The sequence below is a fragment of the Oenococcus alcoholitolerans genome (assembly GCF_051852995.1).
Taxonomy (GTDB): Bacteria; Bacillota; Bacilli; order Lactobacillales; family Lactobacillaceae; genus Oenococcus; species Oenococcus alcoholitolerans.
In genome coordinates this window covers 937496-962918 of the sequence record NZ_CP176042.1, presented here as the reverse complement: position 1 = coordinate 962918, position 25423 = coordinate 937496, and the positions used below count along the sequence as shown (strand labels likewise).

Below are 25423 nucleotides of genomic sequence, written 5' to 3'. Positions count from 1 at the left end.
ATGCGAAATGAAATTAATTGGCAAAAAAAATCCGAAAGCTGTCAAAAACAGCTTGTAGATGATCTAAAGTCGTTGATCGCTATACCGTCTTTTAGAGATGATGAACAGGCAGCGAACGATTCGCCTCTTGGCCCCGGCCCTAAGTCAGCCTTATTACATTTTGGCAAAATTGCCGAAAGAGATGGATTTGAGTTTCACAATTTAAATAATATCGTTGGTTATATAGAATATGTTCCTAAGGGTGCTGATGATCAATACGTTGCTATTTTGGGCCACTTAGACGTCGTACCTGCAGGCGACGGATGGGAAACCGATCCCTATTCGGCATCGCAAAAAAACGGTAATATATATGGCCGCGGCAGTTCCGATGATAAGGGACCTTTGTTATCTGCTTATTATGCTTTAAAGATCGTTGTTGGATTGGGCACTGAATTTAAGCACCGCATTCGTTTGATCGTTGGTACTGATGAAGAAAACGATTGGACTTGTGTAAATTATTACTTTGATCACGAGCCTGCGCCTTTATTTGGATTTTCTCCCGATGCAGAATTTCCGATCATAAACGGCGAGAAAGGGATCTCTCAATTCGAAGATCGCTTTATTGGAAAAAATGAAGGTCCGGCACGATTATTATCATTCAGAGCAGGTCAACGAACTAATATGGTTCCCGGCAAGGCCTCAGCAAAACTGATCGTTGAAAATGCCGATCAGTTAAAAAAAGACTTTGAAAGTTTTTTAACTGAATATCCGTTTCTTTCTGGTCAAGCGATCGTTGCTGATGATCAAATAGGATTAGTTTTGAGTGGTTTGCAAGCTCATGGAGCTTTTCCTGAAAGCGGTCATAATGCCGGTACTTATTTGGCAAGTTTCCTAAAGAGGGTCCCGCTGGCTTTAAATGCTAAAGATTTTATTCAGTACCTCGCCGATAAGGCTCATTTAGATTATAAAGGCGTTAAGATTGGTGTTAGTTCTCACGATGAACTTATGGGAGATCTCTCGGTGAATCCTGGGATCATGATTTTTGCTGAAAATGAAGATAGTTTTATCAATCTTAATATTCGTTTTCCAAAAAGTACTAACGGCAAGCAAATTTTAAGTCAATTGAATGAATCTATAAAGAAAACAGACTTAGGGGAATTCAAGTCGGTCGGTTTTATACAAGAGCCTCATTATGTTGATCAAAATGATCCGATCGTTAAAAATCTTTTGGCTGTATATCATGATCAGACTGGTTTTCCAGCTCATCAAATGATCATCGGCGGCGGTACTTATGCCAGGCTGATGAAAAGAGGAGTCGCCTATGGGGCTTTGTTCCCGGATTCTGATGATACTATGCATAAAGCCAATGAGCATATCAGTTTAAACGATTTGAAACGAGCTACTTCGATCTATGCTGAGGCGATCTATCGTTTAGCTGATCTTGATTAAAAAAGAACAAGGGGAGACTAATGATAATTGGAATTTTAAAAGCGATCATTCTTGGGATCGTAGAAGGTGTTACTGAGTTTTTGCCGATTTCTTCGACTGGTCATTTGATAATAATCGACGAATTCGTAAAAATTTCTTCAAATAAGGCGTTTACCACCACTTTTGAATATGTTATCCAGCTAGGTGCGATAATAGCGATCGTATTGCTTTATTGGCGCCGTTTGTGGCCGTTTGGAAACGATAAAACAGAAAAACAGCGATTTACTATTTGGGCTACCTGGGTGAAAGTTATCGTTGGTGTTCTTCCGTCGGTCGTGATCGGCTTTTTGATAAACGATTGGATGGATTCTCATCTGATGAATTGGCAAGTCGTTTCAGTAGCTTTGATCGTCTATGGAATCGCATTTATAGTTATTGAAAATCTTCAGAAGAATCGGCGCCCTCGAGTAAGAAGTGTCAATCACTTAACTTTAGCAGATGTTATTAAAATTGGTTTTTTCCAAGTTCTGAGTGTCGTTCCGGGGACATCGCGTTCAGGGGCTACTATTCTTGGTGCGTTGTCTATCGGTATAAGCAGACAAGCAGCGGCAGAATTTTCCTTCTTCCTTTCAATTCCGACTATGCTGGGTGTTTCTGTTTTGAAAATAGGTTCTTATATTCTCAAACATGGTTTTTTCAGCGGAGAACAGCTGGTGGTTTTGATAGTTGGTCTGGTAGTTTCTTTCTTAGTTGCTTACGTTGTTGTTAAGTGGCTGCTAAGATTTATTCAGACTCACGACTTCAAAGCATTCGGCTGGTATCGAATAATTTTGGGGGTAATCGTTATCTTACTTGGAGCAATTGGCATTATTTAATTACTCTAATTAAAAAACAGCCGAGAGGGCTGTTTTTTTATGCGTTTACTTTTCTGATCGTCTTTAGTTTTTCGTCTATCATTTCTAAAACTATTTTCTGGTTTTCTTTATTTTCTAAATCGTACTTTTGCAGATCTATTTTCATTTTTGGCGATTTATCGTAATCTTGATACCACTTTTTATAAGCTGACCACATTTTGTAGTAATAATCTTTTAATCCTGGATTTGAATCGAATTGTTCGTAGGGACGAGCTCTTTTTTTGATACGGTATAAAATCGTATCAAAGTCTGTATCGGAGTAGACCATCAAATCAGGAGCTTTTTTTCTAAGCTGTTGAAGCTCTGACATCATGTTGTTGATCAATTCATTGTAAACATCCATTTCTTGATCGGAGATATTGCCGTCTAAGTGATTTTGTTCGGTAAAAAGGGCGTCTTCGTAGATCGAACGATCCAAAACGTTATTATCATCCGAAAGAGCTTTTTTGATCATACTGAAGCGCCGATTGAGAAAGTATATTTGCAAAAGAAAACCGTATTGTTTTGGGTTTGAATAATATAAGGGTAGGACTGGGTTGTCAGTGACGGGTTCGTAAAATGGTTTGGTCCCCAAATGTTCCGAAATCAATTTTGTGAGAGTCGTTTTTCCGACCCCGATCATACCAGCTGTTATTATCACCATATCTCCTCGCTTTCGATAAATTTATTGACCATTTCAGGTTATCATCTCAGAGAAGATATTTAAATGGAAAATATCTTTTTGTAAAAATAAAAAAAGCACCGATCAGTGCTTTTTGATAATTATTTTTCTTTTTTTAACTGATCGCGTATTTCGGTCAATAAAACAATGGTCGGATCTGGTTTAGCTTCAGGTTTGCTTTTATGAAAAATACGATTTATCGCTTTTACTATTAAGAAGATAACAAAGCCGATAATGATAAAATTAATAACTTCATTCAATACTGATCCGTATTTAAAAACGGCTGAACCAATCTTAAAACGAAGGGCAGACAAATCAACTGTGCCTGTAAAAATACTGATTATTGGTCCGATCAGGTTGGTAACGATAGATTTTACGATACTGCTGAAAGCAGCTCCCATCACAACACCGATAGCAAGATCTAATGCATTTCCACGCATCAAAAATTCTTTAAATTCTTTTAACATATTTCCCCTTACACCTTACTTAAAAAATTATACAAAAAAATTGAAAAAATAGTCTGATTTCTGGCATAATATACTGGTTGGTTATTTAAAGCCCTGATGGCGGAATTGGCAGACGCGCAGCGTTCAGGTCGCTGTGAGAGCAATCTCGTGCAGGTTCGACTCCTGTTCAGGGCATTAAGTGCGAATTGGTGTCTTTGGGAATTACCGCCGTAATGGCGGTTTTTTTGTGTCTAAATGCTGATATGACGGAGTTTGTGACACCGCTAATCACTTTGCATATTCTACTTTTTTTAACTATATTAAGTGTTATTTTTTGCCACATTTGCCACAAATTTGCCACACTAAAATATGTTCATAGCCTTAGCATCATCTTCTTTTCTTTTTGATTCCAAGAGGTGAGCATAAACTTTCTCTGTTACTAACAAATTTGCATGGCCAAGCCGTTCTGAAACATACTGCATCGATATATCGTTAGCGAGCAGTATCGAGGCGTGAGTATGCCTAAGCGCATGAAATGTAACGGACTTAATGCCCAGACTCATACATATTCTTTTAAGATCTTTATTGATGCCGTTTGAAGATATCTCAAAAAGACGTTTACCGCTGTGTTGATAGTGCAAATATAGGTCAAACCAGTCGCTTGGCATGCTGATCGTTCTATTAGATTGTTTGTTCTTGGTTTCTTTATCAAGACCTGTCAAACCATCAACCGACTTGTTTATCGAAATAACCTTATTTTTTGTGTCAATATCATCGTCGATTAAAGCTCTAAGCTCTCCGAACCTAGCGCCTGAATAAATACCTGTCAATATCATAAAACGGCTCTTAGATAGATTTTTTGAGCAGTAATCAATTAATTTTTTTGCGTCATTGATTTCCAAAAACTTATCTTCTATATTTTTTTCGTTGTCATTGTTATACACGAGATTTAAGCGAGCTGTGGGGTCTATGGCGATATCTTTATCGATTAAAGCATCTTTAAGGCAGGCTGTGAGATGTCCCTTCCTTTTGGAAACAGTTTCTTTGGAATGGTCCTTCCCGTATTCATTTAAAAATGTCTGAAAAACGTCACGATTGAAATTTTTTAAATAGACCGTTGGTAAATATCGCTTAATGACCGACAGAGTGTTTTGATATTGACGAATCGTCACATCCGTCCGATTGGCTTTATATTTTTTAAACCAGTTCTCAAAATAATCAGCTAAGAGCAGGTTGTTATCCTTTTCGAGCGACTGCCCCGTTAATATTTCAGCTTCCCACTTCTGAGCTTTACGTTTAGTTGCAAATCCGCCCTTATTTATGCGTTTGTAGCCACCTTTTGATGGTTTGCTTACTCTTGCATACCAAGTGCTGCCACGTTTATAGACTGCCATTTTGACTCCTTATGTACGCCACGCAAAGTGGCTGAAATTAATTGTTAACTGCTTTAGTTTTATAAGGCATATCAGGATAGCCTTTTTTAGAGAGCGGAGCGCCAACTACATAAACGATAAAGATGATCAACGTTGCGGCCGCTGTTAATGCCAAGCCGTTAATTGCTGAATTGAAGAATGGATAGACGACATTAAATGCGCCTAAAATTCCTATAATTGTTTCTAGCCATTTCCTTGGCTGCCTATTAGCGGTAGATATATAAATGACGCCTTGAACTAAACCGAAAAAACCTGCGTCTCCAAGTGAATTACCAACTACCGAAACACCATAGCTTGTAATCCACACAAGCCCAGCAATCAGCATAATTAAGCCTATTACTGTATTTATAATTCCGCTCACTAATCTTCTAACTATTAATTTTTTCATTTTTTCCTCCAGCGGTTTAACGTGGACGTTGCACGTATTTGTAGATAAAGTAGCCAGCGATAGCAACTAATAGAACCAGCCACCAATATTCAATAAAATACACAATTATAACTGCGCCAATTAAATAGGGCAGTAATTTGCCGAACAACTTAATTCCAGCAATTAATAAAATTAAAATCATCAATATCCACATATTAAGCTCCTATTTCTTGTGCTATATAAACAAGTTTTCCAACTATATTAATGTTTATATTATCGTCTTTCTTATAAATGAATGGTTTATGAGCAGGATTGTAGCTGTCTGGCTCAAAACGAATGTGATCAGGGTAGCAATATACCCTTTTTAAAGTGTTAGCATAACCGTTGATTATGACGGCATAGATGTTGCCATTTTGAACTTCGGTATCTTCTTTATTTATGACAGCCACCATACCGTCTAAGATGACCTTATTCATTGAATCGCCTTCAACTTTAACGGCTAAAAGATTGTTTTTGCCGTATTTAACGGCGATTGAATTAGGGATATCGATATTTCCAACAACGTCTTCTTCAGCACCTTCAGGTGTGCCGGCAAATAAATGACTGTAGATTGGCAAACGTATAGAAGCGGTTGACTTAATATTTAAAATTTCAGGTTTTTTTAAATCTAATACCCTATAAGGATCTAAATTGAAAAAATCTGCAAGTATGCGTGCGTAATTCATACCCATATTATCGTCAGAACTGTTTTCCCATCTAGACAACATGCTCTTACTTATTTTTGCATTATATTTTTTGTTCAATATATTAGCGAGTTGGTCCAATGATAAATGTTGTTTATCTCTTATTTTTTTAATTTCATCACCAAGCATTTTATATGTTCCTCAACAGGAAAAATTATATCATTTATATTCCTAAAAAGGAACAAAATTGTTTTATTTAGAAATAACTTGTTGACACCATGCAATTAATGTTATATGCTTTGTTTGTTCCGTTAAAGGAACAGAAAGGAAAATAAAATACATGCTTATTAGAAAAAGACAACCGTATTTTGAATTAAAAGGTTGGCTGGTAGAAAATGGTATCAAGCAAAAGCAATTGGCTGAAACGCTTGGTATACCGCAGACTTCTATTAACCATAAGCTAAACGGGACCGGTCCAGATTTCACTTTGAAAGAAAGTCGTAGACTGGTTGAAATATATGGCATACCTGCTTCTCTTTTTTTTACAATAAACGTTCCATTAAAGGAACAAAATAACATGCAAATCGCATGAAGAAAAAATGAAAGGAATAAAAAAACAGGTGCGGATAACAGCCACACCTGCAAAAAAATTATGAATAAAATAAACAATCTTAATTTTAACACGATAGTCGTGAACGGGAAGGAGCAACCATGCGAGATATTAAGAATTTAAACCCTCGGTCATTGTTAAAGATCGATGAAGCTTCTGAAGTTTATTTCCATGTTAAACACGCAAACAGTGCTCAATATAGTTTCTTTGACAACGTTCCATCAATATTAATAAACGGCCATCACCGCTGGCAAGTAAAAGATATCGATAGATATCTAGAAAGGCAAAAATCATGGCAAAAGATTATCGTAAATTAATTCAGAACTCGGGTTTCAAAATGTATCAGGTAGCTCACGAGGCACATATTAGCGCTTCAAACTTATCTGTTTGGCTAAGATACCCTGATGAATTAAACGCAAGTCAAAAAGAGCGTCTTGAAACGGCACTCACTAAATTAGGAATTAAATTCAATTAAATACAAAGGAGTCACAACATGACAACACAAACAAAATCTCTTAAATCTCAAATCAAATCAGCTTCATTTCCGCAATGGAAAGTAGCGGATCAAATCGGCGTTGCTGAAAAAACATTAATCGTATGGCTTAGAAGAGAAGATAAGTTAACCAGCGACAAAAAAGAATTAATTTTAAAAGCTATTCAGGAGCTGAACAAATGAGTAATACATTATTAGAAATCTTACTCGGTTTCTGTGTGATTTCTGGAACGATCAGCACGATTATCTTCGCTGAAATCACGAGAAGAAACGGCAACGGGTCTTTTATTCAAGGCTTGAAATTATTTTTTGAGGGCTACTGATATGGAATACTTATTTTTCAATGAAGAAACAACTAGAAGAGCTCACAATCGCACCAATAAAGAGATAAAAGAAATGATTTTAAGAAAGGCGAAATCTCTTCAAATATCCAATAATCTCTATCTCGAATCACTCGAAATCCATAAACGCTTATCCAAACCAGTGATAGCGACTTATATATCTACTGGCGAAGAAATCGAATTTAGCAGCGTTGCACGAGCTACTCGAAAGTTTGGACATGATGTACGGACATTAATTAAATCAGGGAAACCAATGGATGGTTATATCTGGAGAAAAAAATGAAATATTTATTTCATGGCAAAGAAGTATTTAACGGTTGTACAGCTGATAGAGATTTCTTAAAAAACCTAAACAGAGATTTTTATGAAATGTATTTCTCAGAAGCCGCATATACATTACCAAAACAAATAACGCCGATTGAAGATTTCTTTGATTGGCTGAACCAGTACGACGTTATAGAAAGGGAAGAAAATGAATGAGCTAAGTATAGTCGACTATAACGGTGAAATACTGCCGATACTCGAATTTAGGCACAAAGAAACGCTTAAAAAAATTGACAACGAAAATTTGGAAAACATTGCCTACCTCGTTAAAAGTTTAAAAAATCCAATTAAAAATATCGATGACGAGGTTAAAAATAGGTTAAAAAATGGCACTGATTTTCATCATATTTCGGTAATAAACACAAAGACTACAAAAATAGTTGATGACAATTTTTTAAAGCAAGAATTTGTTAAGGAACACGGCTGGGACGCAGTTGAGCTTAAATCGCCTCATAAATTAGAACAAGAATTCGGTAAAGATGTTTGGAAGCTTCTTAATGGAAAAGTTATCAGTACCGATGTTCAAAGAGTGAAATATGACTGATGAGACAGTTACGAGATTATCAGACTGAAACAATTAACAAAATTGTTGATTCGATTAAATCTGATCATAAATCCATCATCGTCCAGCAACCGCCTCGAACTGGGAAATCAGTGATAATGGCTGAAATTGCCCGTAGAACGACAGATAAAGGAAATAGGTTTTTGTTCTTCGTTCACAGAAAGGAACTAGTTGATCAAATAACTAAAACCTTTCAAGAACAAAACGTTGACATGGACTTAGGTCAAATAGGCATGGTTCAAACTTTTTCAAGGCATATTGATAAATTAAAAAAACCGGCTGTTATCTTCGTTGATGAAGCACACCACGCTTTAGCGACCAGTTATCAGAGAATTCTGAATAATTTTCCCGAAGCTATCAAACTAATGTTTACAGCCACGCCGATCAGATTAGACGGTAAAGGCTTCGACGCTATAGCCGACGACCTGATTCCGGGAAAAACAATAGATTGGCTGATAGATAACGGTTACATGGCAGACTTTGATTACTACAATCCACCATCCAAAGTCGATAACAGCAAACTAAAGAAATCTCACGGCGATTACACAAATAAATCGATAGACGAGTCGATGGACAAAACAATTTACGGCGATACCATCGAACAGTATTTAAAGCATGCCAAGGGCATGCAGGCTATCGTTTATACCTATTCGGTCGAATCGGCTAAGAAAATTGCTGATAAATTTCGCCAAGCAGGATATTCAGCAGCGGAAGTAGACGGATCAACACCCAAGGAAATCAGAGAACAAAGAGTCCAAGATTTTAAATCAGGTAAATTGACCATTCTTTCCAATGTGGAATTGTTTCTTGAGGGACTTGACTTGCCAAACGTTGATTGTGTCATTCAAATGAGGCCGACAGCCAGCACTGCACTATATATGCAGTTTGCAATGAGATCGTTAAATCCTAGACCAAACAAGCGGGCAGTAATCATTGATCAGGTGGGCAATGCAAATCGTTTCGGTCTTCCGTCGATTAAAAGAAAGTGGACTTTAAAAGCCCACAAAAAATCTAAAGATAAAGAAAAATTACCGCCTATCATCACTTGCCCTTATTGTTTCTTTACCGGATATAAAAAAGACTTTGAAAACTTTATCTGTCCGTCTTGTGGGGAAACGTTGCCCAAACCTCAGCAAGAAGCATTTCAAGTCGATTCAACGGTTCAGTTAGAAAAATTAACGAGACAAAATTCAAGCTTTATCAAGAAAACAGCTGAAATGCTGATGAAAAATAACATCGCAAAAAACATTGCCGGTAAAAATTGGTATCAATTAGATCCATATAATTACAAGCAATTTGAGGTCAAAGCGGAAATGCAGGAAAAATCAAAAGCCTATGCCTGGACGATGTTTCAGATAGTAAGAAAGAAAAGAGGTATCAAATAATGGGATTATTGCCAGAAAATAAACCACAAATACCAGTAGATACACCGAAAAATTTCGTTCTCTTCGGCAAGCCGATGACTGGCAAATCATATTTAGCTGAAAGGTTTCCCAGTCCTGTATTTTTCAATACGGACGGGAACGCACAAGCAAACGTTGCACCGTCAGTACAAATCAGAAACACGGAAAATTTATCAGCGTACGATCAGATAAAGGAACTGATACATGAATTAGCCACTGACAACCACGGCTTTAAAACCGTCATTCTTGATGTCATTGACGACATCATCATAATGATCGAACAAAGCATTGTAGCTTTGGCTGAAAAAGATAGACAAAAAAATCATCCAACCAATGCACCTATTAAATTTCTCAGTGATATTCCATTCGGAAAAGGATGGGGAATGGAAAAAACAGCCGTGCAAGACATCGTTGTTAGTTTAAAGCAATTGCCAATGAATGTTATTTATGTCAGCCGAGAAATCGATTTAATGGACGAACAGGGCAATGTAACGCAGTCGGTACCATCGCTACCGCAAAAATGGCAGAACATCGTCAACGGTAACTCTGATCTGGTCATCAGAACTAGAAAAATGGGTGACAACTATTTGAGGCAGGTCACCGAGCAAAGAAAACACTACGTAAAATCTCGCATTGATAACAAACGGATTTTACAGATCATGGAATATTCAAATTACAACTGGGCTAAAGAGCCAGAAAACAAGGAGACAGCAAAATGAGTTTACAAGACATAATGAACGAAGCACTTAAAGGATTCGATCCATCAAAAGATAAAGCACAAGTATTTCAAGGACTTACCAGTGGTGATTACCACGTTGCATTATCAGATTTCCAACACCGCGTAACTAAAGGCGGTTGGGACGGTTTAGGAATCGTTACTGAAGTCTTAGACGGCAATTTTGCCGGCAGAAAAGATTTTAACCAGTTTAATTTCGATGAGGTTAGTTCTAGAGGCAAAACAATACCGAAAAACATCTTGGAGAGTCGTGTCAGGATAGTTCAAAAGTTAGCTTACTTGACAGGGGTTACCTTAAAGCCAACTGATTGGAACGACATCGATAGTTTAGTAGCGGCATTTCAAAGTCAACATGCGATCGGTAAAGATTTTATCATGCATTTAACAGTTAAAGAAAATCCAAACAATCCGCAATATCCTTACAAGAATTACGATTTTGACAAATATGAAAAACAGTCGGCAACACCAAGCCCGTTTGAAAGCCAGACAGAACTTCCTGAAAACGATGAAGAAAATGGAGATCTGCCCTTCTGATCATGATTGATTTAAAGCAGTGGGCGATCAGATATGCCCGAAAGGGCTTGTATGTACTGCCAATGCACGACAAACAACCGATGATCAGTTTTGCCGACCAGCCAGCCATGAGACCAGGAGAGGTAGCAGACTTCTGGGACAGATATCCTGCTGCCAACATTGCCTTAAGAACAGTGCAATTCTTCGTAGTTGACATCGATAAGCACCCAGAAGCCAACGGCTTTGAATCATTGAAAAAATATCCACATCCTGAATATTTTCCCGACACACTGACACAACAAACAGCCACCGGCGGGATCCAATTGTTTTACATGAAGCCCAAGAATGTCGAGGTTGAACAAAACATCGGTTGGTTAAAAGGAGTCGACATCAAAGCCCACGTTAATAATTATGTGCTGGTCGCTCCTAGCGTTAGAAATGAACATGCTTACAAATGGATACGCAAAATGCCGATGGTACAGGCACCTGATTATTTATTGAGAGCTATCAAACCAGAACGCTCAAACAACATCTTAAGCCGTGTATCGAATGCAAGTGGTTATTCAAATAAAACTGCTCAATTATTCGAATGGATAACAAACGGTCTAGGCGGTCAAGGGACTCGAAATAATAATTTAACCGAACTTGTTGGCGGAATGTTGCTAAGAGGCGTTGAACCGGATACAGCAATCGAGTTAGCAGAACAGGCAAACCAAAGAACTGATCCGCCGCTAAAAGAAAACGAATTTTCCAGAACGGTCAATTCAATTATGAAAAAAGAAGAAAGGAGGTTGGAATCATTAAAACGAACAACGACATCAAAGACAATATCTTAAAGCTGCAACAAGATATAGCTGAACGTCCTTATGATCCCGATGATTACAAACGTTCTGACAATGGAAAAATTAAGACTAATTCTATTTTCAACGTTGAAAAATTATTAAATGAACATCCTGTATTTAAAGGAATAATCAAATACAATACGATGACTCACGATATCGATATTACATCGTCAGGCAAAACAGGCAGCTTTCAATTTTTCCAAGGAGCTTTAAGCGATGATTTCGAACGAACCTTTCGTTCGATAATTGAACACGATATGAGCGTATTGTTCGACGCTCAAACCGTTCATTCAGCCATAGCAGTAGTAGCAAAACAGCACCAATATAATCCCGTTCAAGAATATTTAGAAAACATCGTTAAATATTGGGATGGCAAGGACCGATTCAAAACTTTCTTCCCTGATTTTCTGGGGGTAGAAAAATCAAAGGTCACAACATTGATAACCAGAACATGGCTGTTCGGGGCAGTGGCTAAAGTGTTTGATCCAGAATTTAAATTCGATTATGTACTCGACCTAGTCGGGGCTCAGGGTTCTGGTAAAACCACACTGTTAAAAAAATTAGCTCATGGTTATTACACAGACCAATTCTCTGATTTTACTAACAAAAATAACAGTTCTTATCAAGAAATGTTAAGAGCTTGGATCGTTAACGATGACGAGATGACTGCTACTAACAATTCAACTTTCGAAGAATTGAAAAAATTTATCTCGGCAGAGACATTGGCTTACCGTCCACCGTATGCTATGAACGGAATAAGAGTGGCTAAGAACTTCGTTTTAGCCAGAACGACAAACGAGGGAACTTATTTAAAAGATAAGACCGGTGAACGCCGTTTTCTTCCCTTGCTTGCTCGAAAAGAATACCAAAAATATCATCCGGTAACTTATTTAAATGATGAATACATTGGTCAATTGTGGGCACAAGCTACAAATGAATTTTTAAAAAATTATAACGATCAGACTGATGAATCGTATTTATATTTAAGTCCAGAAGACGAGAAATTATTAGCTTCTCATCGAAAGAACTTTGAATATATCGACGAAGTTGAAAACCAGGTCGATGAATTCTTAAATGACTTTGATGAAGATTTTGTCACATCAGCAAATATAGCTAACGGATTGGGAGAAAGAAACCTAGTAAACAACAGATCGCTAGCTCGAAAAATCAAATATCTCATGGATAACAGAGAAGATTGGAGGGCAAGTGCAAAAAACGGCAAGCGCGGTTATAAAAGAGTGTAATTAGTGTCACCAGAAGTAACACTAAAAAAATTGAACTTTCTTCCTATTATATAGTTTTATTAAGTGTTTCTAATGTTAGTAAATAATATATATATAAGTAAGTATATAAGGATAAAGAATAAGGGATATATTGCACTTCTTGCACTTACCAGCACTAATCAATAAATGAATGAACACACAATCCAAGACGCAGTGCGGGTTGAGCTGTCAAAACACGGCTACAAAGTTTGGCGAATTAATGTCGGAACTGGTGTAACCAGAAGTGGCACTTACTTCACAACTGGCGTTCAAAAGGGTTTTCCAGATTTATTCGGTTATAACCCCGCTAATGGAAAAATATTTTTTATAGAAATGAAAACACCGATCGGCAAACCTAGACCTGACCAGATCATATTCCATAAACAATTAATGAAAGACCATATCATTCACGGCATCGCTAGAAGTACAGCAGACGCTTTAAAAATCGTTGCCTGTGAATTGATCGGCTATGGGTATGACGATTACAAGGAGAAATATAATGGATAATAATTTTAAAAGCTATTTAGACGGCAAAAAACAAGGAATACAGCAATCCGCGGACGCTATCAGTACAAATTATGCAGGCAAATACAGATAAGCTCTCAAACGGCGTTTTATTATCCGTTTTGACGCTACTGCAAACTCAATTAAACGATATTTACAGATTGGAGAAAGAATGAGTAAAAAATTATCACATGACGCAATCACGTTATTAAACGCGTTAGAAAACGCTGGCTACGATTTTTATGGCAAAGGTCGTAGCGATGATGTCTATCTTGATTTTTGCAAACAGCACGGCTTATACGATCTAGCTGTTTCGATTCGCCAGCGTTTCGATAATCTAGAAGACCTCACACCAGAAGTGATTAAAATGTACATGAATGGCTCCTCAATTAACTATATTGCCGAGAGTTTTCAGATATCGACACGCACAATAGGCAAAATCGTCAAAGATAACGGCCTTCAGGAGCGTTTGAAACAATCTAGGTATAATCACACCAAAGAAGTTTTAAGACGCTGTAACGGCAATTATACGGTCGCAGGGAAGCTACTAGGAATAACAGCCACTGCTGCCCATAAAAGATTAGAGGCTGAAAAATGACACGATATTTAGTTCAAAATAAAGAAGAATATGACTATATTGCCAAGAGGTTAGATAAGCAAGGCTATAAATGGCAAGGTTATAGCTTGTTACCTAACCCATTAAATGGTTTTCCAACGGTTATTGACACAGGTGTATTTAAAAAGCGTGTTATATATGATTTGGACCCATCTGATTACGATTTTAAAGTTTCTGACTTAATGAAACCAAATAAAGATGTGATTTATATGACTCCGGCTGAAAAAGCCGAGTTTGATGAATTAAAAAATAATTATGTAACGCTACTCGGTGCACTTCACGAAGGCATATGGAGTGGTGCATTATATACCAGAATTTGTCGAAATAAGGATTATCAAGAAAGTAATCAAGCTCAATTAGAGTTTGCACGAGCATGGGCTGACCCAGATTTGATAGTTGTTAAAGATGAGCCAAGGTTCGCTTATAAACTTAAGCCAAAGTTTAACTGCGTGTTAGATGTAGTCAACAAATATTTATCAATTGATGAAATTAGGGTATCAAAACCAGAATTTCACACCGCCGAGGAATGGCAAGCAATTGATAATGAGTTGAAACAAATATTTGATAGGGTAGCGGAAAAATGAGTGAGGAAAATGTAACGCCAAAAGTTATTGAAATTGCTCACTATTTAAACAATATATACCCTATTAACTATTTAGAAGCACTTAATTATTCAAGAGAATGTTATTCAATGTTTCACGATTTTAAAAAACAACATCTACAAATTATTTATCTGATTTGAATAAAGAAACGGCAGGAATAAAATGACACAAGGTAATTTGTTCGTTAATGATTATGAAAAAGATGGTTTTAACGACGGCGATGTTTACAGTCCAGACGCTTACGAAACTTTTGATGAAGCGAAGGAAGAATGCCTTAATGACGGTAAAAATCAAATAGGAATAATCGTTCCGTTCCAAGAAAAAATTAAAATGACACAAGAACATTTTGGGTATTTTCTCGATGATATTAGAGACAATTTACCTGAAGTGATTCTCTCTAATTATGAGGATTATGGTTTATCACGGCTAGATGTAATGCTGCTACTCATTGAAGATGCAAACGGTAACGATTTGCGTGAGTTCGTTGACATCATTGAGTCAAAACATGCGTACAGGATTAAGAAAGAATTAGTTGGCGTGTTAGCTGATTGGAGTTTTGGTGACCCATATCTTGTAATAAACGATGATGGTCATGTTGGACACTCATCAGACTGTGAAGGCCATAAATATTCTCGTTCTGAATTTGAAGCATTGCCCGAAACAATACAAAATTTGTTTGATGAAGTAGAGGAAGAAAAATGACCAAAAGTAGATTAGAAAGACGAATTGACAAAAGGTAACATTCATGAAAATCCAGAATTATTAGGAGACAAATAATGATTGAAGAAATATGGAAAGACATAAAAGGATATGAGGGACTATATCAGGTATCTAATCTGGGTAGAGTCAAGTCCTTGGATAGGATTTGTTCAACTGGTCGTTCTGTAAAAAGTAGAATATTAAAACCAAGTATTCGCAAAAATGGATATTTGCAACTAGATTTATGTGAAAACAATAAAGCAAAACACGTTTACATTCATCGCTTGGTTGCAGAAATGTTCATTGATAATCCTGATGGTTACCAAGAAATAAACCATCTTGACGAGGATAAGTTAAACAACTGTGTTAGCAATTTGGAATGGTGCGATAGAAAGTATAACTGCAATTATGGGACAAGAACGCAGAGAATAGCTAAAAATTTAAGTAAACCAATTATCGCTATTAATTTATCAACTCACAAAAAAATTAAATTTAATTCTGTTACCGAAGCCAGCAAACAACTATTGCTCTTTCGTGAGAACATATCTGCTGTACTACACGGCAGATGTAAACAAGTTGGTGGCTATACATTTAAATTTATTTAGAAAGGAACAAAATGGACATAAAATCGTGGCAAAGCATGGATTTAGTTGGTCCTACCAAAAAATTTAAGGTCCAAACCAAAAATATAGTAGCTGCTTATCTAACAAACCGTCTGCCTCGATTAAAAAACAGACTGGCAAGTTTGCAAGCGGGAATTAAATCTCCTGTGTTGTCTCCAGATAAAGTTCAAACATCTTTCAACAACTATATTGAAGACAATCTAATTGAATCTATGGATTTAAATAAGGAGGTGGCAGCTGCCGATTATGCGTTAAATCAGTTAGATAAAAACGGTGATAAAATTCTTAAAATGCTTTATGTACAACACAAAAAACAAATTGATATAGCTACGTCATTAAGTTCTCACTATGTAAGTTTAACTAAAGATAGTTCTGTGAGATTTGCTAATTCAACTTTTAAGGATGAGTTAAATAACGAGTGTATGCGTTTTGCTGATTTAATGTATGGTTCGGGTTTTGATTTATTTTATCACGGTGAAGAGCAAAATTCGTCTTATTTACGTCTAAAAACCGAATAATTATATATATTTTAGATGTCATAATGATAGTATCGAATAATTCAAAGAGAGCTTAAACAGCTCTTTTTTTTGTGGAGTATTTTATGGACAATAAACTAAAAGACGAGAATTCAATACTTAGATTCGAGAATGTTGACCTAAAAGCAAAACTACACATGTATTTCTTTCTCGGCCTGATTCTTGGTGTCGTGGTTACGTTCATAATCGGAGTTCTGTTGTGAATTGGGACAGTAACTACAAGCAACAAGTCAAACGACTGTTTTTAGATGGCAGCAGCTATGCAGAGATAACCAAGCAATTAAACGACGAAGGTTTGAATGTTACCAAAAGTGCTGTTAAGCACGTTGTACATAACGAAGTGTTTGATAAAGGACTTGGCAAACGAACTGCTATCAAAGAACAAGATTCAGTTCAAACTAAGAAATCTTTTGATGATAAGGGCAACGTTAGAGCGATCGATTTTGACATTAAGTTCGAAGATTTTCGAAGCAAGTCGGATAAAACTCCGAAAGAGCTGCTTGAATTCGCTGGCTACGATATTAACGACTGGGTCATAGTTAATTCGACTAGTAATGATTGGTCAGTAACTAACGGTAAGGGCGAAAAATACTGGAACCATCAAGCAAAAATAAGTGTCAAACCAAAGACTAATGACGAGTTGACAACTGATGATTTAATCAAACTTTTTAATCAGAAAATAGAACCAGTTAAACTGATTAAAAATAATTCGTTTGGCAAACATAATTTAGTAATTGCTATCAGTGATTTTCATTTTGGGATTACTCAATTCGAAGATATAAAAGAACACTTTGAAGAATTGATTAATCTAATCCGTAAAGGCTGGCAACAGATATGGATAGTTCAATTAAACGACCTCATTCATTCTGACGCTTTAAATACATCGAAAACTACTAAGGGCACGATACTCGACCCGATAGATTTTCCCAAAGCAATTAGCGATGCTGAAAAATTTATGTTTCCTGTAGTAGAAGAAAGCTATAAAAACTCTGAAGAAACTCATATGTTTAGTGTTAATGCCAACCACGATGAGACGGTTGGTTATCTCTTTGAAGAAATGCTAAGAGTAAAGTATCCACAGATAGATATCCAAGTAAACAACGAATATCGGCAAGTGTTCACGGTTGGAAAATCAGTCGGCATCATTGCCCTACATGGACATAGTGGCAAAGTTAAAGCACCAATGCTATTCGCTACAGAAGCACCTGAAATATGGGCTAATTCAACATATCGAATGGCTTTATACGGGCATTTTCATAAAGAACAAGTCAACGATGACTTCGGCCTAGTCGAACACCAGGTTGGCACGTTTAAAACAACTGATCCTTATGAAAGCAAGAACGGCTATACCATGGCAACGAAAAAGATGGAATGTTTTGAATTTGACGACGAAACACTAAAAAGTATTCATTACATTTAAATATTGAAATCTAACGATAAAGGTAAGAAATGAAAGTAAAAGATAAGTGGAAACGTGGTCTGCCATACGTTGGCAACAAAGGCCAAAAAGTTGAACAAATTATGGACACATTGCCTGATGGGACACGTTTTGTAGACGTGTTTGGTGGTGGTGGGTGCGTTAGCTTAACCGCTGCGTCTTCCGGGAAATATGAAGAAGTGATCTACAACGACATACGTAAAACAGTAGTTGAATTACTGTGTTCCTTGATTAACGATAAACCACACATTAATCTGATGGATTATGTGTATATTACTCGTGAACAATTTTTTGATTGGCGAGATAATCAACCAGATTCGATTGAAAGAACCTTAGTGTTACTATGCTGGAGTTTTAGCAACGATCAAAGATGCTATTTGTTTGGAAAAAACATAGAAAAAGAGAAATTAATGGCTACTAGGGCCCTCTTTTATGGAAACACAGGAACGGAATTTGACCAATTGTATAGCTATTCTTTAGGTGCGGATACAATTAGCGAGAAGTACAGATTATTCCATAAATGGAGACGAGAACAAATGAGTATTGATTCTCGTGGTGATCTGTTGCAACGCCTGCAACAACTACAACAACTGGAGCGACTACAACAACTGGAGCGACTACAACAACTGGAGCGACTACAACAACTGGAGCGACTGGAACAATTGAAGTACTCCTCAAAGGATTATCACGAACTAGACATTAATACTGATGATGTTGTTTACTGTGATCCACCATACGTTGGGACACAGTACCGATATGATGGATTTGACAATGAAACATTCGAAAATTGGTACTTACATGAATGCCCGGCAAAAGAAATTTATATTAGTGAATACACAAAGCTGCCTCATACCGAGGTGGCTTTTAATTTTGGCAAAAAGCTAAATTTCGCTGCGACGAGAACACGAAAAGATGAGTTGCTATTGAAGGTGATTAAATGAGACGAGACAGGGAGCACGGTTTGGTCAGGCTAAGCGTGTTGCCTCAGCTTATGAGTATGACAATTCCGGGCTGAAAGCTGTGTATACGTTGTAGATACGCATTGATACGCCTGGAAGGAAAACCATTCAAACCCACGAAAAGACACTCAGTTTTTGAGTCCCATTGTCTGTGCTTTCAATAACTCTGCTTTGGTCGGTTAGGTTATTGGAAGTTTTTTTATATCTTTAATTGTCATTGGCTTTCAATCCCGCAAAGGAAAATGCGTAAATACCAGACGAAAGCTGTCATGTCGGTAAACTCAGCATACATACTTTTCCTTGACTATTCGCACGTCAGAAAAATACACGAAGATCTTAGAAGGTTTGGTCTTAAACGGTTCGTCCGGCTTTAGAAATGGGAAAGGAGAAAGCATAAATAAGATTTTCCCAATACATATGTAATAGGTACTCTAGTTACAGACAATTAGAGCTAAGCAGATGGCTAGACATCGAGGACGCCTGATAGAGCAGCAAGTCATGGTGTTGAAAAACGATTATCGGAGGCCAGATAATTGGACACCTTATACTAGTTTGGCAATTGTCTACATAACAACCGGACAGCCTATGAACCATCGGCAAAACAGAGCACGATGCAGAGCTGTCAAAGAAGTCAGGAACAGACGGGTGGATTTACAGGCTTGCCACTCACTACATAGATGAAAAATAAAAAAGAACAATTAAACATTCGAGGCAAGCCATGATTACGGCTGATCGTTACGGTTTTACACACGGAAGCTGCGCTCACTATGTGATCAAGGACAAGTATCGGCATGCGTTCGTAGCAACTGCATTTAAGCGTCACGTTAAGCTAACACCTTCGATCAATCGCGCTAAATGGTTTTTACAAGAAGCGATGGCTGATGAGTTCTTGAACAGACACTATATGCACAAATATCAATACAAGATCATGGAGATAAAACAATGAAGGATTTTTATTTATTAAAATACAATGGCAAATACGTTAGTGGACCAAGTGTAAACCGTCAGTTTGGTGGCACAACTTTTTATGAAGAATTTTATGATTTTAATGAATTATCGTTTACTAATTTTGGTGACGCTTATAAATATCCAACTCATGATTTAGTACTTGACGCTATGAAGCAATTAGTTGATACATTCAAATTAGATAAGAATAATTTTGAATTCGAGCATTATGCATTGGTCGAACCATGATAGTTCGTACGTGTCATTATTCAGGCTGTCATAATCTAGCTCAATATCCTAATCATTACTGCGCTAAACACATCGGTCATGAAGCTGAGTATTTAAAGGATCGTGAGCGTTATGTGCGTTCGCATGATAAAGCTTATTCACGCCACTACAACTTATATAATAGGCATGCTAATCGTGTTAAAGACAAACAGGATAAGTTTTATCACAGCAAGCAATGGCAATCATTAAGACAATTAGTTCTAACTAAACAACACTACTGTTGCCAATACTGTTTATTGCATGATCGGGTGACACAAACTAAGATAGTTGATCATCGTGTGCCAATCACATTCGATTTAAAGAAGGTTGATGACGTTACCAACTTAGATGTGATTTGTCCTAAGTGCCATTACTTGAAAGATAAATTCGAGGCTAAATATTATGGTTCAGCTCAAGGATTCAGCAAGAACAATGTACCTGAATTAACTGAAATTAAACTCATTGATTACTACATGAATCATCTTGACCAAATACCAAAATAAGCAAAAAAACATAGGTTAGAGAAAGTTTTAAAGTTTTGAGCATAATTATAAGTGATTAGTAAATAAATGCGTTAGGAACAATGAATACCCCCCCAACGTTGCCGTTTGAAAAGAGCGCACAACATTGCCCGCATTTCGTGTCAAAGTAAATTTTTTAAAACTTTTTTAATAGGGGGTACCTGATACGCTGAAGCCATGCGGTTGTGGCGTTTTTATTTACAAAAATGCCTAAAAAGTGCCCCTTAAACGCACCCAAGAAAAGGAGGAATACAATATGACAAAAATTAAAGATTTGCCAGTTAATCCTCCCGATTATTTGGGTGGCACGGCTCGTTATATGTGGCGCAGATTAGTTCCACTGATTAAATCTGATCCAACCGTTAACGAGATGGATAAAACGATGGTTGAGACCTTTTGTGTTAACTATCAATTGATGAGAGATTCATATAAACATGTTTTAGAAAATGGTGCCGTTTCGGCTGTTTATAAAACAATCGTCAATCCTGTAAATGGCAAGGTCGTGGCTAAAGATTTTACAGGATATAAGCGCAATCCATCAACACAGATCTTAGATTCAGCAACGGCTAAATTAAAAGCCTTAGGAAGCGAACTGGGTTTGACCCCTAAAGGACGAGCTGAATTATTAGATTTAAAGATTCCTGATAATGATTCGGACAAATTATCAGTGGCAGACCAAGTTAAAAATATATTGAAAGGAGGTAATGAAAAATAAAAAAGATTGATTTAACAAAAACACATGATGTTATATCTGCATATAAATCAATTGATTTTTCAAAAATCCGCCATCAATATCAAGATGAAGGTACTAAATATGCGTTTGACGTCCTCGATGGCAAATATTTAACCGGATATAACATTAAACTAGCATGTTTCAGGCACTTAAGGGACTTGCAACGCCAAGGACAGCACGATTTTCCCTATATTTATAACCTAATGGAAGTTAAGGCTATCTTGAACTTCGCAGCTCAATGTCCAGAGGTCAAGACCTTAAAGCCTGTTAAATTAATGCCGTGGCAGAAATTCATTTTAGCTCAACTAATGGGTTGGCGCAGCACGAATGGTGATAAACGCTTTGCTCGTGCTATTGTTTCTGTTGCCCGTCATCAAGGCAAGACTTATTTAATGGCTATTATCACGGTCTACAGTTATTTGATCGAGTCTATTGGGCAATCAACACAACAATATCTAGTCACTTCTAAAAATTTCAAGCAGACTAGTCAGATTCTTTCATATATAAAGACAATGCTTCGATTGCTGCTTGATAGAGAGCCTTGGCAAACACTTGGCAAAGAAGACGGGATCAACTTTAAGTCCTTAGCCACTCAATCAGATATGGTCGTTATGGCACAGCATAACAATAAGCTGATGGCTATCACATGGGATTCAGGGCAGTACGATGGCTTTCACTTTAAAACAGCAATCGGGGATGAATTTGCTGATCCCGCTATTTCCGACGTTGATAAGATTCAAAAAATCACATCAGGACAAATAGACGTTGATAATAAACAATTTATTCAAATATCAACAGCTTATCCAGACAGTACCGTGCCGTTTCATCGAGATGAAAAACGCATTATCGAGCAAATGGAAAAGGATTATGACCGCAAGGGCGACTCCTACTTGTGTTTAGTGTGGTCGATCGATAACGTGAACGAGACTGAAAAACCTGAGACGTGGGTTAAGGCTAATCCATTATTAGACATGCCCGAAAAGCACGATAAAATGCTGCAGGATTTAAAGACTGAAAAGGACGCTGACGATTTAGCTGGTAACTTATTCGCCTTTCAAAACAAGTCGTTAAACATTTGGCTGCAGGCTTCGATAGATAGCTTTTTCTCTTTAGAAAGTGTGGAAAAAGCCGTCATCCCTAAGTTCGATATGACTGGTAGAGAGGTTTATATCGGCTTTGACTATTCACAGTTTTCCGATAATACGGCATTTGGTTTTGTATTTCCTTATTTAGAAAACGATGAACCTAAATTCTTCTTGTATCAGCATTCGTTCATCCCCTGGAACCATTCGGGAAACATCGTAAATAAAGAAAGACAGGACGGTATTGATTACCGCCATCAAGCAGATTTAGGCTATTGTACAATCACATCACATAAGGATGGCATTATAAACACCGATGAGGTCTACGCTTGGCTAGTTGATTTTGTTAATAAATATAAATTAAAAGTCCGTTATTTTGGCTACGATGAAGCTGGTTCATATCAGGTTATGAACATCAAAGATTCACTGAACGCCAATTTCCCTAAATGGAATATTGAAAACATCAAGCAATGGCCATCGGTTTTAAGCAAGCCAACTAAATATTTACAGGACGCATTCACCACGCATACAGTCTCTCGATTGGACGATAACGTGATGGAAAAAGCCTTACTAAATGCAACAGTCGGTAATTCACCGTATGGTATTACCGTTGAAAAACAGCGAGCAACATTAAAAATTGATATAGTTGACGCCCTTGTTGACGCATTTAAACAGGCTATGTACCATTTTGATCAATATTCAGAGTACAATTCCGAGTTTGCCCGCTTTAGTCGTATGAGCCCGCAAGAACAAATAAAACAAGGCATTGCAAATGGTGCGATAGATCCGGAGGTTTTACGTGATATTCAAGAAAATATTTAACTCAATATGGCTCGTTTTTGACGTCGTTTGCTTTGTTTTAGCTCTGATATTCATTGATTTCGGGGCTTTTTTAATACTTGTACCAGTCGGCTATATATGTACGGGATTGTCATTTGCTTTTCTAGGATGGTTATCTGAACGCATATCTGATAGCAAAGGAGGTGGTCATTAGTGCCATTATTACATGCGAATTTTCACATTCGAGATTCTACAAGTTCAATACCTATCAATGGTTATTGGTCTGACATTATGAGTTTTTTGCAACCAGATAATGGCAAATACGTTAGTGCTTGGGATGCTTTAAAGAATCCAGACATTCAGTCGGCTGTCACTCAATTGGCAGGCGATATGGCAAGTTCTAAATTGAAAGCCAGTATGCCGAGAGCTCAAGGGATTTTAGACAATCCCTCTAAGCTTTCTAATCCGAGAACGTTCTGGGTGACAATGTTTGCGCAAATGATTTTAGGCGGTGAAGCGTTCGCTTATCGCTGGCGCAACGCTAACGGTATTGATGATCATTGGGAATATTTAAGACCGTCACAAGTGCAGGTATCTGAGCTGTCTGATGGCTCAGGACTTGTTTATAATTTGAGTTTTGACGAACCGTCAATTGGCTTAATGGAAAACGTACCGTCGTCTGACGTTATCCATCTTCGCTATTTTTCAATGAATGGTGTAACCGGTTTAAGTCCGTTATATTCTTTGCCTAATACATTGAACATCAAAGACCAGTCTGATCAGTTGACACTTAAAGCATTGGCTCAATCAGCCACCGCCAATAGTGTGTTATCTGTACCAACGCAAGTTGCGGATGACTATGGTTTAGCTCGTGCTATAACATTGACCAAACAATTGCAGAATTCTAACGGTGTACCAGTCGTGTTACAGCCTGGTGAAACATTTACACCACTAGAAATTAAAAGCAACATTGCTGCACTGTTAAAGCAAGTTGATTGGTCTTCGACACAGATCGCCAAAGCGTTTCAAATACCAGATTCGTATTTGAATGGTCAAGGCGACCAACAGTCTTCGTTGACACAAATTCAGGGTATGTACGGCAACACTTTAAACCGTGATATGCAGATGGTGTTAAGTGAATTGAACTGGCAGCTATCTGCCGATATAACGGCTGATATTAGACGAGCAATCGATCCACAATACAACACTTACGCTTCGGCCTTGTTGAATTCAAAGAACTTAGAAGCTAATCAAGTCGTTAAGGCTTTACAAGATATTGGATATTTGCCAGACGATATACCACAAGCAACACAAAGCGGGGCAAGTGATCCGCCTCAGAAAGGAGAAGGATAGTGACGAAGAAAATAGATTTAAAATCTGATATTTTAGATGATTCAGATTCTTACGATAGATCGTTTTATGACTTTTTTGGTATGCCGTACTTCCTGCCCTCTCAAGTACAGGACGTACTTAGTTCAGCTGCTCCCAATGAAGATATTGAATTAGATATTAATTCCAACGGTGGCGATACTTCAGCTGCAAGTACGATTTATTCAATGCTTAAAGCCTATCAAGGAAAAGTAAACATTTTTATTCAAGGAATGGCTGCTTCGGCAGCTTCAATTATTGCAATGGCCGGAGATCATGTCGCAATGGCACCAACGGCTCAAATGATGATCCATAAGTGTCTAGCTGATCCAGCCGGCTATGTAAATGCTGACGACTTAAGACAGCTAGCAGCACAAAATGACAGCGTTGATGTTGGCATTGCTAACGCATACATGCTGAAAACGGGGATGAGCCAAAGTGACTTGTTCCAATTAATGAGCAATCAAACCTTTATGGATGCTCAAACAGCTGTTGATAAAGGTTTTGCCGATGAAATTGCTTTTTCTGGAGAGAAAACAGGAGTTGCTGATAAAGCTCCTGTTTTTTCTAACTCAATTTCAAAGATGCCGTCTAGAGACATTGTTAATAAATTTAATTTGCTTTTGGGTAAAGCCAAGGCATTTGATAAGTTACAGACGACTGAAGAACCGCCTAAAGCAGTCGAACCGATTAAAGAAAATACACAAACGGATAAGAGTGAGCTGACAAAAATGCTTGCTCTTTTATATTAAG

General features: G+C 37.4%; 36 protein-coding genes and 1 tRNA gene. 32 read left to right on the top strand and 5 right to left on the bottom strand.

Annotated features, from left to right (window positions below; translation table 11 throughout):
- Complete coding sequence (gene pepV, locus ACKP2L_RS05500) at window positions 1-1428, top strand: dipeptidase PepV (protein WP_439424868.1); 1428 nt, start codon at window positions 1-3, stop codon at window positions 1426-1428.
- Between the two features lie 20 nt (window positions 1429-1448).
- Window positions 1449-2282, top strand: a complete 834-nt coding sequence (locus ACKP2L_RS05495; protein ID WP_439424867.1) for an undecaprenyl-diphosphate phosphatase — start codon at window positions 1449-1451, stop codon at window positions 2280-2282.
- A 37-nt stretch (window positions 2283-2319) separates the two neighbouring features.
- On the opposite strand, the gene ACKP2L_RS05490 is transcribed toward ACKP2L_RS05495, so the two are convergent.
- Window positions 2320-2964 carry a deoxynucleoside kinase gene (locus ACKP2L_RS05490; protein WP_439424866.1) on the bottom strand — a complete coding sequence of 215 codons (645 nt, stop codon included), beginning with the start codon at window positions 2962-2964 and terminating at the stop codon, window positions 2320-2322.
- A 119-nt stretch (window positions 2965-3083) separates the two neighbouring features.
- Window positions 3084-3449 carry a large conductance mechanosensitive channel protein MscL gene (gene mscL / locus ACKP2L_RS05485; RefSeq protein ID WP_439424865.1) on the bottom strand — a complete coding sequence of 122 codons (366 nt, stop codon included), beginning with the start codon at window positions 3447-3449 and terminating at the stop codon, window positions 3084-3086.
- Window positions 3450-3539: 90 nt separating this feature from the next.
- Here mscL and ACKP2L_RS05480 point away from each other — a divergent pair.
- A tRNA-Leu gene (locus ACKP2L_RS05480) sits at window positions 3540-3623 on the top strand.
- Between the two features lie 167 nt (window positions 3624-3790).
- Here ACKP2L_RS05480 and ACKP2L_RS05475 read toward each other — a convergent pair.
- The 3 genes from ACKP2L_RS05475 to ACKP2L_RS05465 form a co-directional block, all read right to left on the bottom strand.
- Complete coding sequence (locus tag ACKP2L_RS05475; protein WP_439424864.1) at window positions 3791-4822, bottom strand: tyrosine-type recombinase/integrase; 1032 nt, start codon at window positions 4820-4822, stop codon at window positions 3791-3793.
- Window positions 4823-4859: 37 nt separating this feature from the next.
- On the bottom strand, window positions 4860-5249 hold the full coding sequence (locus tag ACKP2L_RS05470) for a hypothetical protein (protein ID WP_439424863.1): 390 nt from the start codon (window positions 5247-5249) through the stop codon (window positions 4860-4862).
- 194 nt (window positions 5250-5443) lie between these two features.
- Window positions 5444-6100 (bottom strand): LexA family transcriptional regulator, encoded by a 657-nt coding sequence (locus ACKP2L_RS05465; protein ID WP_439424862.1) that lies wholly within the window; start codon window positions 6098-6100, stop codon window positions 5444-5446.
- A gap of 151 nt (window positions 6101-6251) precedes the next feature.
- On the opposite strand from ACKP2L_RS05465, the gene ACKP2L_RS05460 reads away from it, so the two are divergent.
- The 29 genes from ACKP2L_RS05460 (at window position 6252) to ACKP2L_RS05320 (ending at window position 25422) form a co-directional block, all read left to right on the top strand.
- Entirely contained in the window at window positions 6252-6503 is a 252-nt protein-coding gene (locus ACKP2L_RS05460; protein ID WP_439424861.1) for a helix-turn-helix domain-containing protein, read from the top strand.
- A gap of 119 nt (window positions 6504-6622) precedes the next feature.
- Window positions 6623-6838, top strand: coding sequence for a hypothetical protein (locus tag ACKP2L_RS05455; RefSeq protein ID WP_439424860.1), 216 nt, complete (start codon window positions 6623-6625; stop codon window positions 6836-6838).
- On the top strand, window positions 6814-6996 hold the full coding sequence (locus ACKP2L_RS05450) for a hypothetical protein (protein WP_439424859.1): 183 nt from the start codon (window positions 6814-6816) through the stop codon (window positions 6994-6996). The genes ACKP2L_RS05455 and ACKP2L_RS05450 overlap by 25 nt, the downstream gene beginning before the upstream one ends.
- Before the next feature lie 18 nt (window positions 6997-7014).
- Window positions 7015-7197, top strand: coding sequence for a hypothetical protein (locus tag ACKP2L_RS05445; protein WP_439424858.1), 183 nt, complete (start codon window positions 7015-7017; stop codon window positions 7195-7197).
- The gene (locus ACKP2L_RS05440) at window positions 7194-7337 is read left to right on the top strand and encodes a hypothetical protein (RefSeq protein ID WP_439424857.1); all 144 of its coding nucleotides are present in this window, start codon (window positions 7194-7196) and stop codon (window positions 7335-7337) included. The genes ACKP2L_RS05445 and ACKP2L_RS05440 overlap by 4 nt, the downstream gene beginning before the upstream one ends.
- 1 nt (window position 7338) lies before the next feature.
- On the top strand, window positions 7339-7638 hold the full coding sequence (locus ACKP2L_RS05435) for a hypothetical protein (protein ID WP_439424856.1): 300 nt from the start codon (window positions 7339-7341) through the stop codon (window positions 7636-7638).
- Entirely contained in the window at window positions 7635-7835 is a 201-nt protein-coding gene (locus ACKP2L_RS05430) for a hypothetical protein (protein ID WP_439424855.1), read from the top strand. Before ACKP2L_RS05435 ends, ACKP2L_RS05430 begins: the two co-directional genes overlap by 4 nt.
- Window positions 7828-8223: a hypothetical protein gene (locus ACKP2L_RS05425; protein ID WP_439424854.1), complete on the top strand. Its 396-nt coding sequence runs from the start codon at window positions 7828-7830 to the stop codon at window positions 8221-8223. The genes ACKP2L_RS05430 and ACKP2L_RS05425 overlap by 8 nt, the downstream gene beginning before the upstream one ends.
- Window positions 8223-9626, top strand: coding sequence for a DEAD/DEAH box helicase (locus tag ACKP2L_RS05420; protein WP_439424853.1), 1404 nt, complete (start codon window positions 8223-8225; stop codon window positions 9624-9626). The genes ACKP2L_RS05425 and ACKP2L_RS05420 overlap by 1 nt, the downstream gene beginning before the upstream one ends.
- On the top strand, window positions 9626-10363 hold the full coding sequence (locus tag ACKP2L_RS05415) for an AAA family ATPase (protein ID WP_439424852.1): 738 nt from the start codon (window positions 9626-9628) through the stop codon (window positions 10361-10363). The genes ACKP2L_RS05420 and ACKP2L_RS05415 overlap by 1 nt, the downstream gene beginning before the upstream one ends.
- Window positions 10360-10914 (top strand): DUF669 domain-containing protein, encoded by a 555-nt coding sequence (locus ACKP2L_RS05410; protein ID WP_439424851.1) that lies wholly within the window; start codon window positions 10360-10362, stop codon window positions 10912-10914. Before ACKP2L_RS05415 ends, ACKP2L_RS05410 begins: the two co-directional genes overlap by 4 nt.
- Before the next feature lie 2 nt (window positions 10915-10916).
- Window positions 10917-11729 carry a bifunctional DNA primase/polymerase gene (locus ACKP2L_RS05405; RefSeq protein WP_439424850.1) on the top strand — a complete coding sequence of 271 codons (813 nt, stop codon included), beginning with the start codon at window positions 10917-10919 and terminating at the stop codon, window positions 11727-11729.
- Between the two features lie 149 nt (window positions 11730-11878).
- The gene (locus tag ACKP2L_RS05400; RefSeq protein WP_439424849.1) at window positions 11879-12979 is read left to right on the top strand and encodes a VapE domain-containing protein; all 1101 of its coding nucleotides are present in this window, start codon (window positions 11879-11881) and stop codon (window positions 12977-12979) included.
- Between the two features lie 165 nt (window positions 12980-13144).
- On the top strand, window positions 13145-13504 hold the full coding sequence (locus tag ACKP2L_RS05395) for a VRR-NUC domain-containing protein (protein WP_439424848.1): 360 nt from the start codon (window positions 13145-13147) through the stop codon (window positions 13502-13504).
- 169 nt (window positions 13505-13673) lie between these two features.
- Window positions 13674-14099, top strand: coding sequence for a hypothetical protein (locus ACKP2L_RS05390; RefSeq protein ID WP_439424847.1), 426 nt, complete (start codon window positions 13674-13676; stop codon window positions 14097-14099).
- Entirely contained in the window at window positions 14096-14701 is a 606-nt protein-coding gene (locus tag ACKP2L_RS05385; protein ID WP_439424846.1) for a hypothetical protein, read from the top strand. The genes ACKP2L_RS05390 and ACKP2L_RS05385 overlap by 4 nt, the downstream gene beginning before the upstream one ends.
- A gap of 180 nt (window positions 14702-14881) precedes the next feature.
- On the top strand, window positions 14882-15421 hold the full coding sequence (locus tag ACKP2L_RS05380; protein ID WP_439424845.1) for a hypothetical protein: 540 nt from the start codon (window positions 14882-14884) through the stop codon (window positions 15419-15421).
- Between the two features lie 74 nt (window positions 15422-15495).
- Complete coding sequence (locus ACKP2L_RS05375; RefSeq protein ID WP_439424844.1) at window positions 15496-16023, top strand: NUMOD4 domain-containing protein; 528 nt, start codon at window positions 15496-15498, stop codon at window positions 16021-16023.
- A gap of 35 nt (window positions 16024-16058) precedes the next feature.
- Window positions 16059-16559 carry a hypothetical protein gene (locus tag ACKP2L_RS05370; protein ID WP_439424843.1) on the top strand — a complete coding sequence of 167 codons (501 nt, stop codon included), beginning with the start codon at window positions 16059-16061 and terminating at the stop codon, window positions 16557-16559.
- A 217-nt stretch (window positions 16560-16776) separates the two neighbouring features.
- Window positions 16777-17997 carry a hypothetical protein gene (locus ACKP2L_RS05365; RefSeq protein ID WP_439424842.1) on the top strand — a complete coding sequence of 407 codons (1221 nt, stop codon included), beginning with the start codon at window positions 16777-16779 and terminating at the stop codon, window positions 17995-17997.
- A gap of 29 nt (window positions 17998-18026) precedes the next feature.
- Window positions 18027-18956 (top strand): DNA adenine methylase, encoded by a 930-nt coding sequence (locus tag ACKP2L_RS05360; RefSeq protein WP_439424841.1) that lies wholly within the window; start codon window positions 18027-18029, stop codon window positions 18954-18956.
- Window positions 18957-19692: 736 nt separating this feature from the next.
- On the top strand, window positions 19693-19920 hold the full coding sequence (locus ACKP2L_RS05355; protein WP_439424840.1) for a hypothetical protein: 228 nt from the start codon (window positions 19693-19695) through the stop codon (window positions 19918-19920).
- Window positions 19917-20168, top strand: a complete 252-nt coding sequence (locus tag ACKP2L_RS05350) for a hypothetical protein (RefSeq protein WP_439424839.1) — start codon at window positions 19917-19919, stop codon at window positions 20166-20168. Before ACKP2L_RS05355 ends, ACKP2L_RS05350 begins: the two co-directional genes overlap by 4 nt.
- Window positions 20169-20281: 113 nt before the next feature.
- A complete protein-coding gene (locus ACKP2L_RS05345) occupies window positions 20282-20689 on the top strand; it encodes an HNH endonuclease (RefSeq protein ID WP_439424838.1) in 408 nt (135 codons plus the stop codon).
- A gap of 274 nt (window positions 20690-20963) precedes the next feature.
- Window positions 20964-21422 (top strand): phage terminase small subunit P27 family, encoded by a 459-nt coding sequence (locus tag ACKP2L_RS05340; protein WP_439424837.1) that lies wholly within the window; start codon window positions 20964-20966, stop codon window positions 21420-21422.
- Window positions 21423-21661: 239 nt separating this feature from the next.
- Complete coding sequence (locus ACKP2L_RS05335; protein ID WP_439424836.1) at window positions 21662-23344, top strand: terminase TerL endonuclease subunit; 1683 nt, start codon at window positions 21662-21664, stop codon at window positions 23342-23344.
- Window positions 23322-23516, top strand: a complete 195-nt coding sequence (locus tag ACKP2L_RS05330) for a DUF1056 family protein (RefSeq protein WP_439424835.1) — start codon at window positions 23322-23324, stop codon at window positions 23514-23516. Before ACKP2L_RS05335 ends, ACKP2L_RS05330 begins: the two co-directional genes overlap by 23 nt.
- Entirely contained in the window at window positions 23516-24655 is a 1140-nt protein-coding gene (locus ACKP2L_RS05325; RefSeq protein ID WP_439424834.1) for a phage portal protein, read from the top strand. Before ACKP2L_RS05330 ends, ACKP2L_RS05325 begins: the two co-directional genes overlap by 1 nt.
- Complete coding sequence (locus ACKP2L_RS05320) at window positions 24655-25422, top strand: head maturation protease, ClpP-related (RefSeq protein ID WP_439424833.1); 768 nt, start codon at window positions 24655-24657, stop codon at window positions 25420-25422. The genes ACKP2L_RS05325 and ACKP2L_RS05320 overlap by 1 nt, the downstream gene beginning before the upstream one ends.
- Window position 25423: the final 1 nt, after the last annotated feature.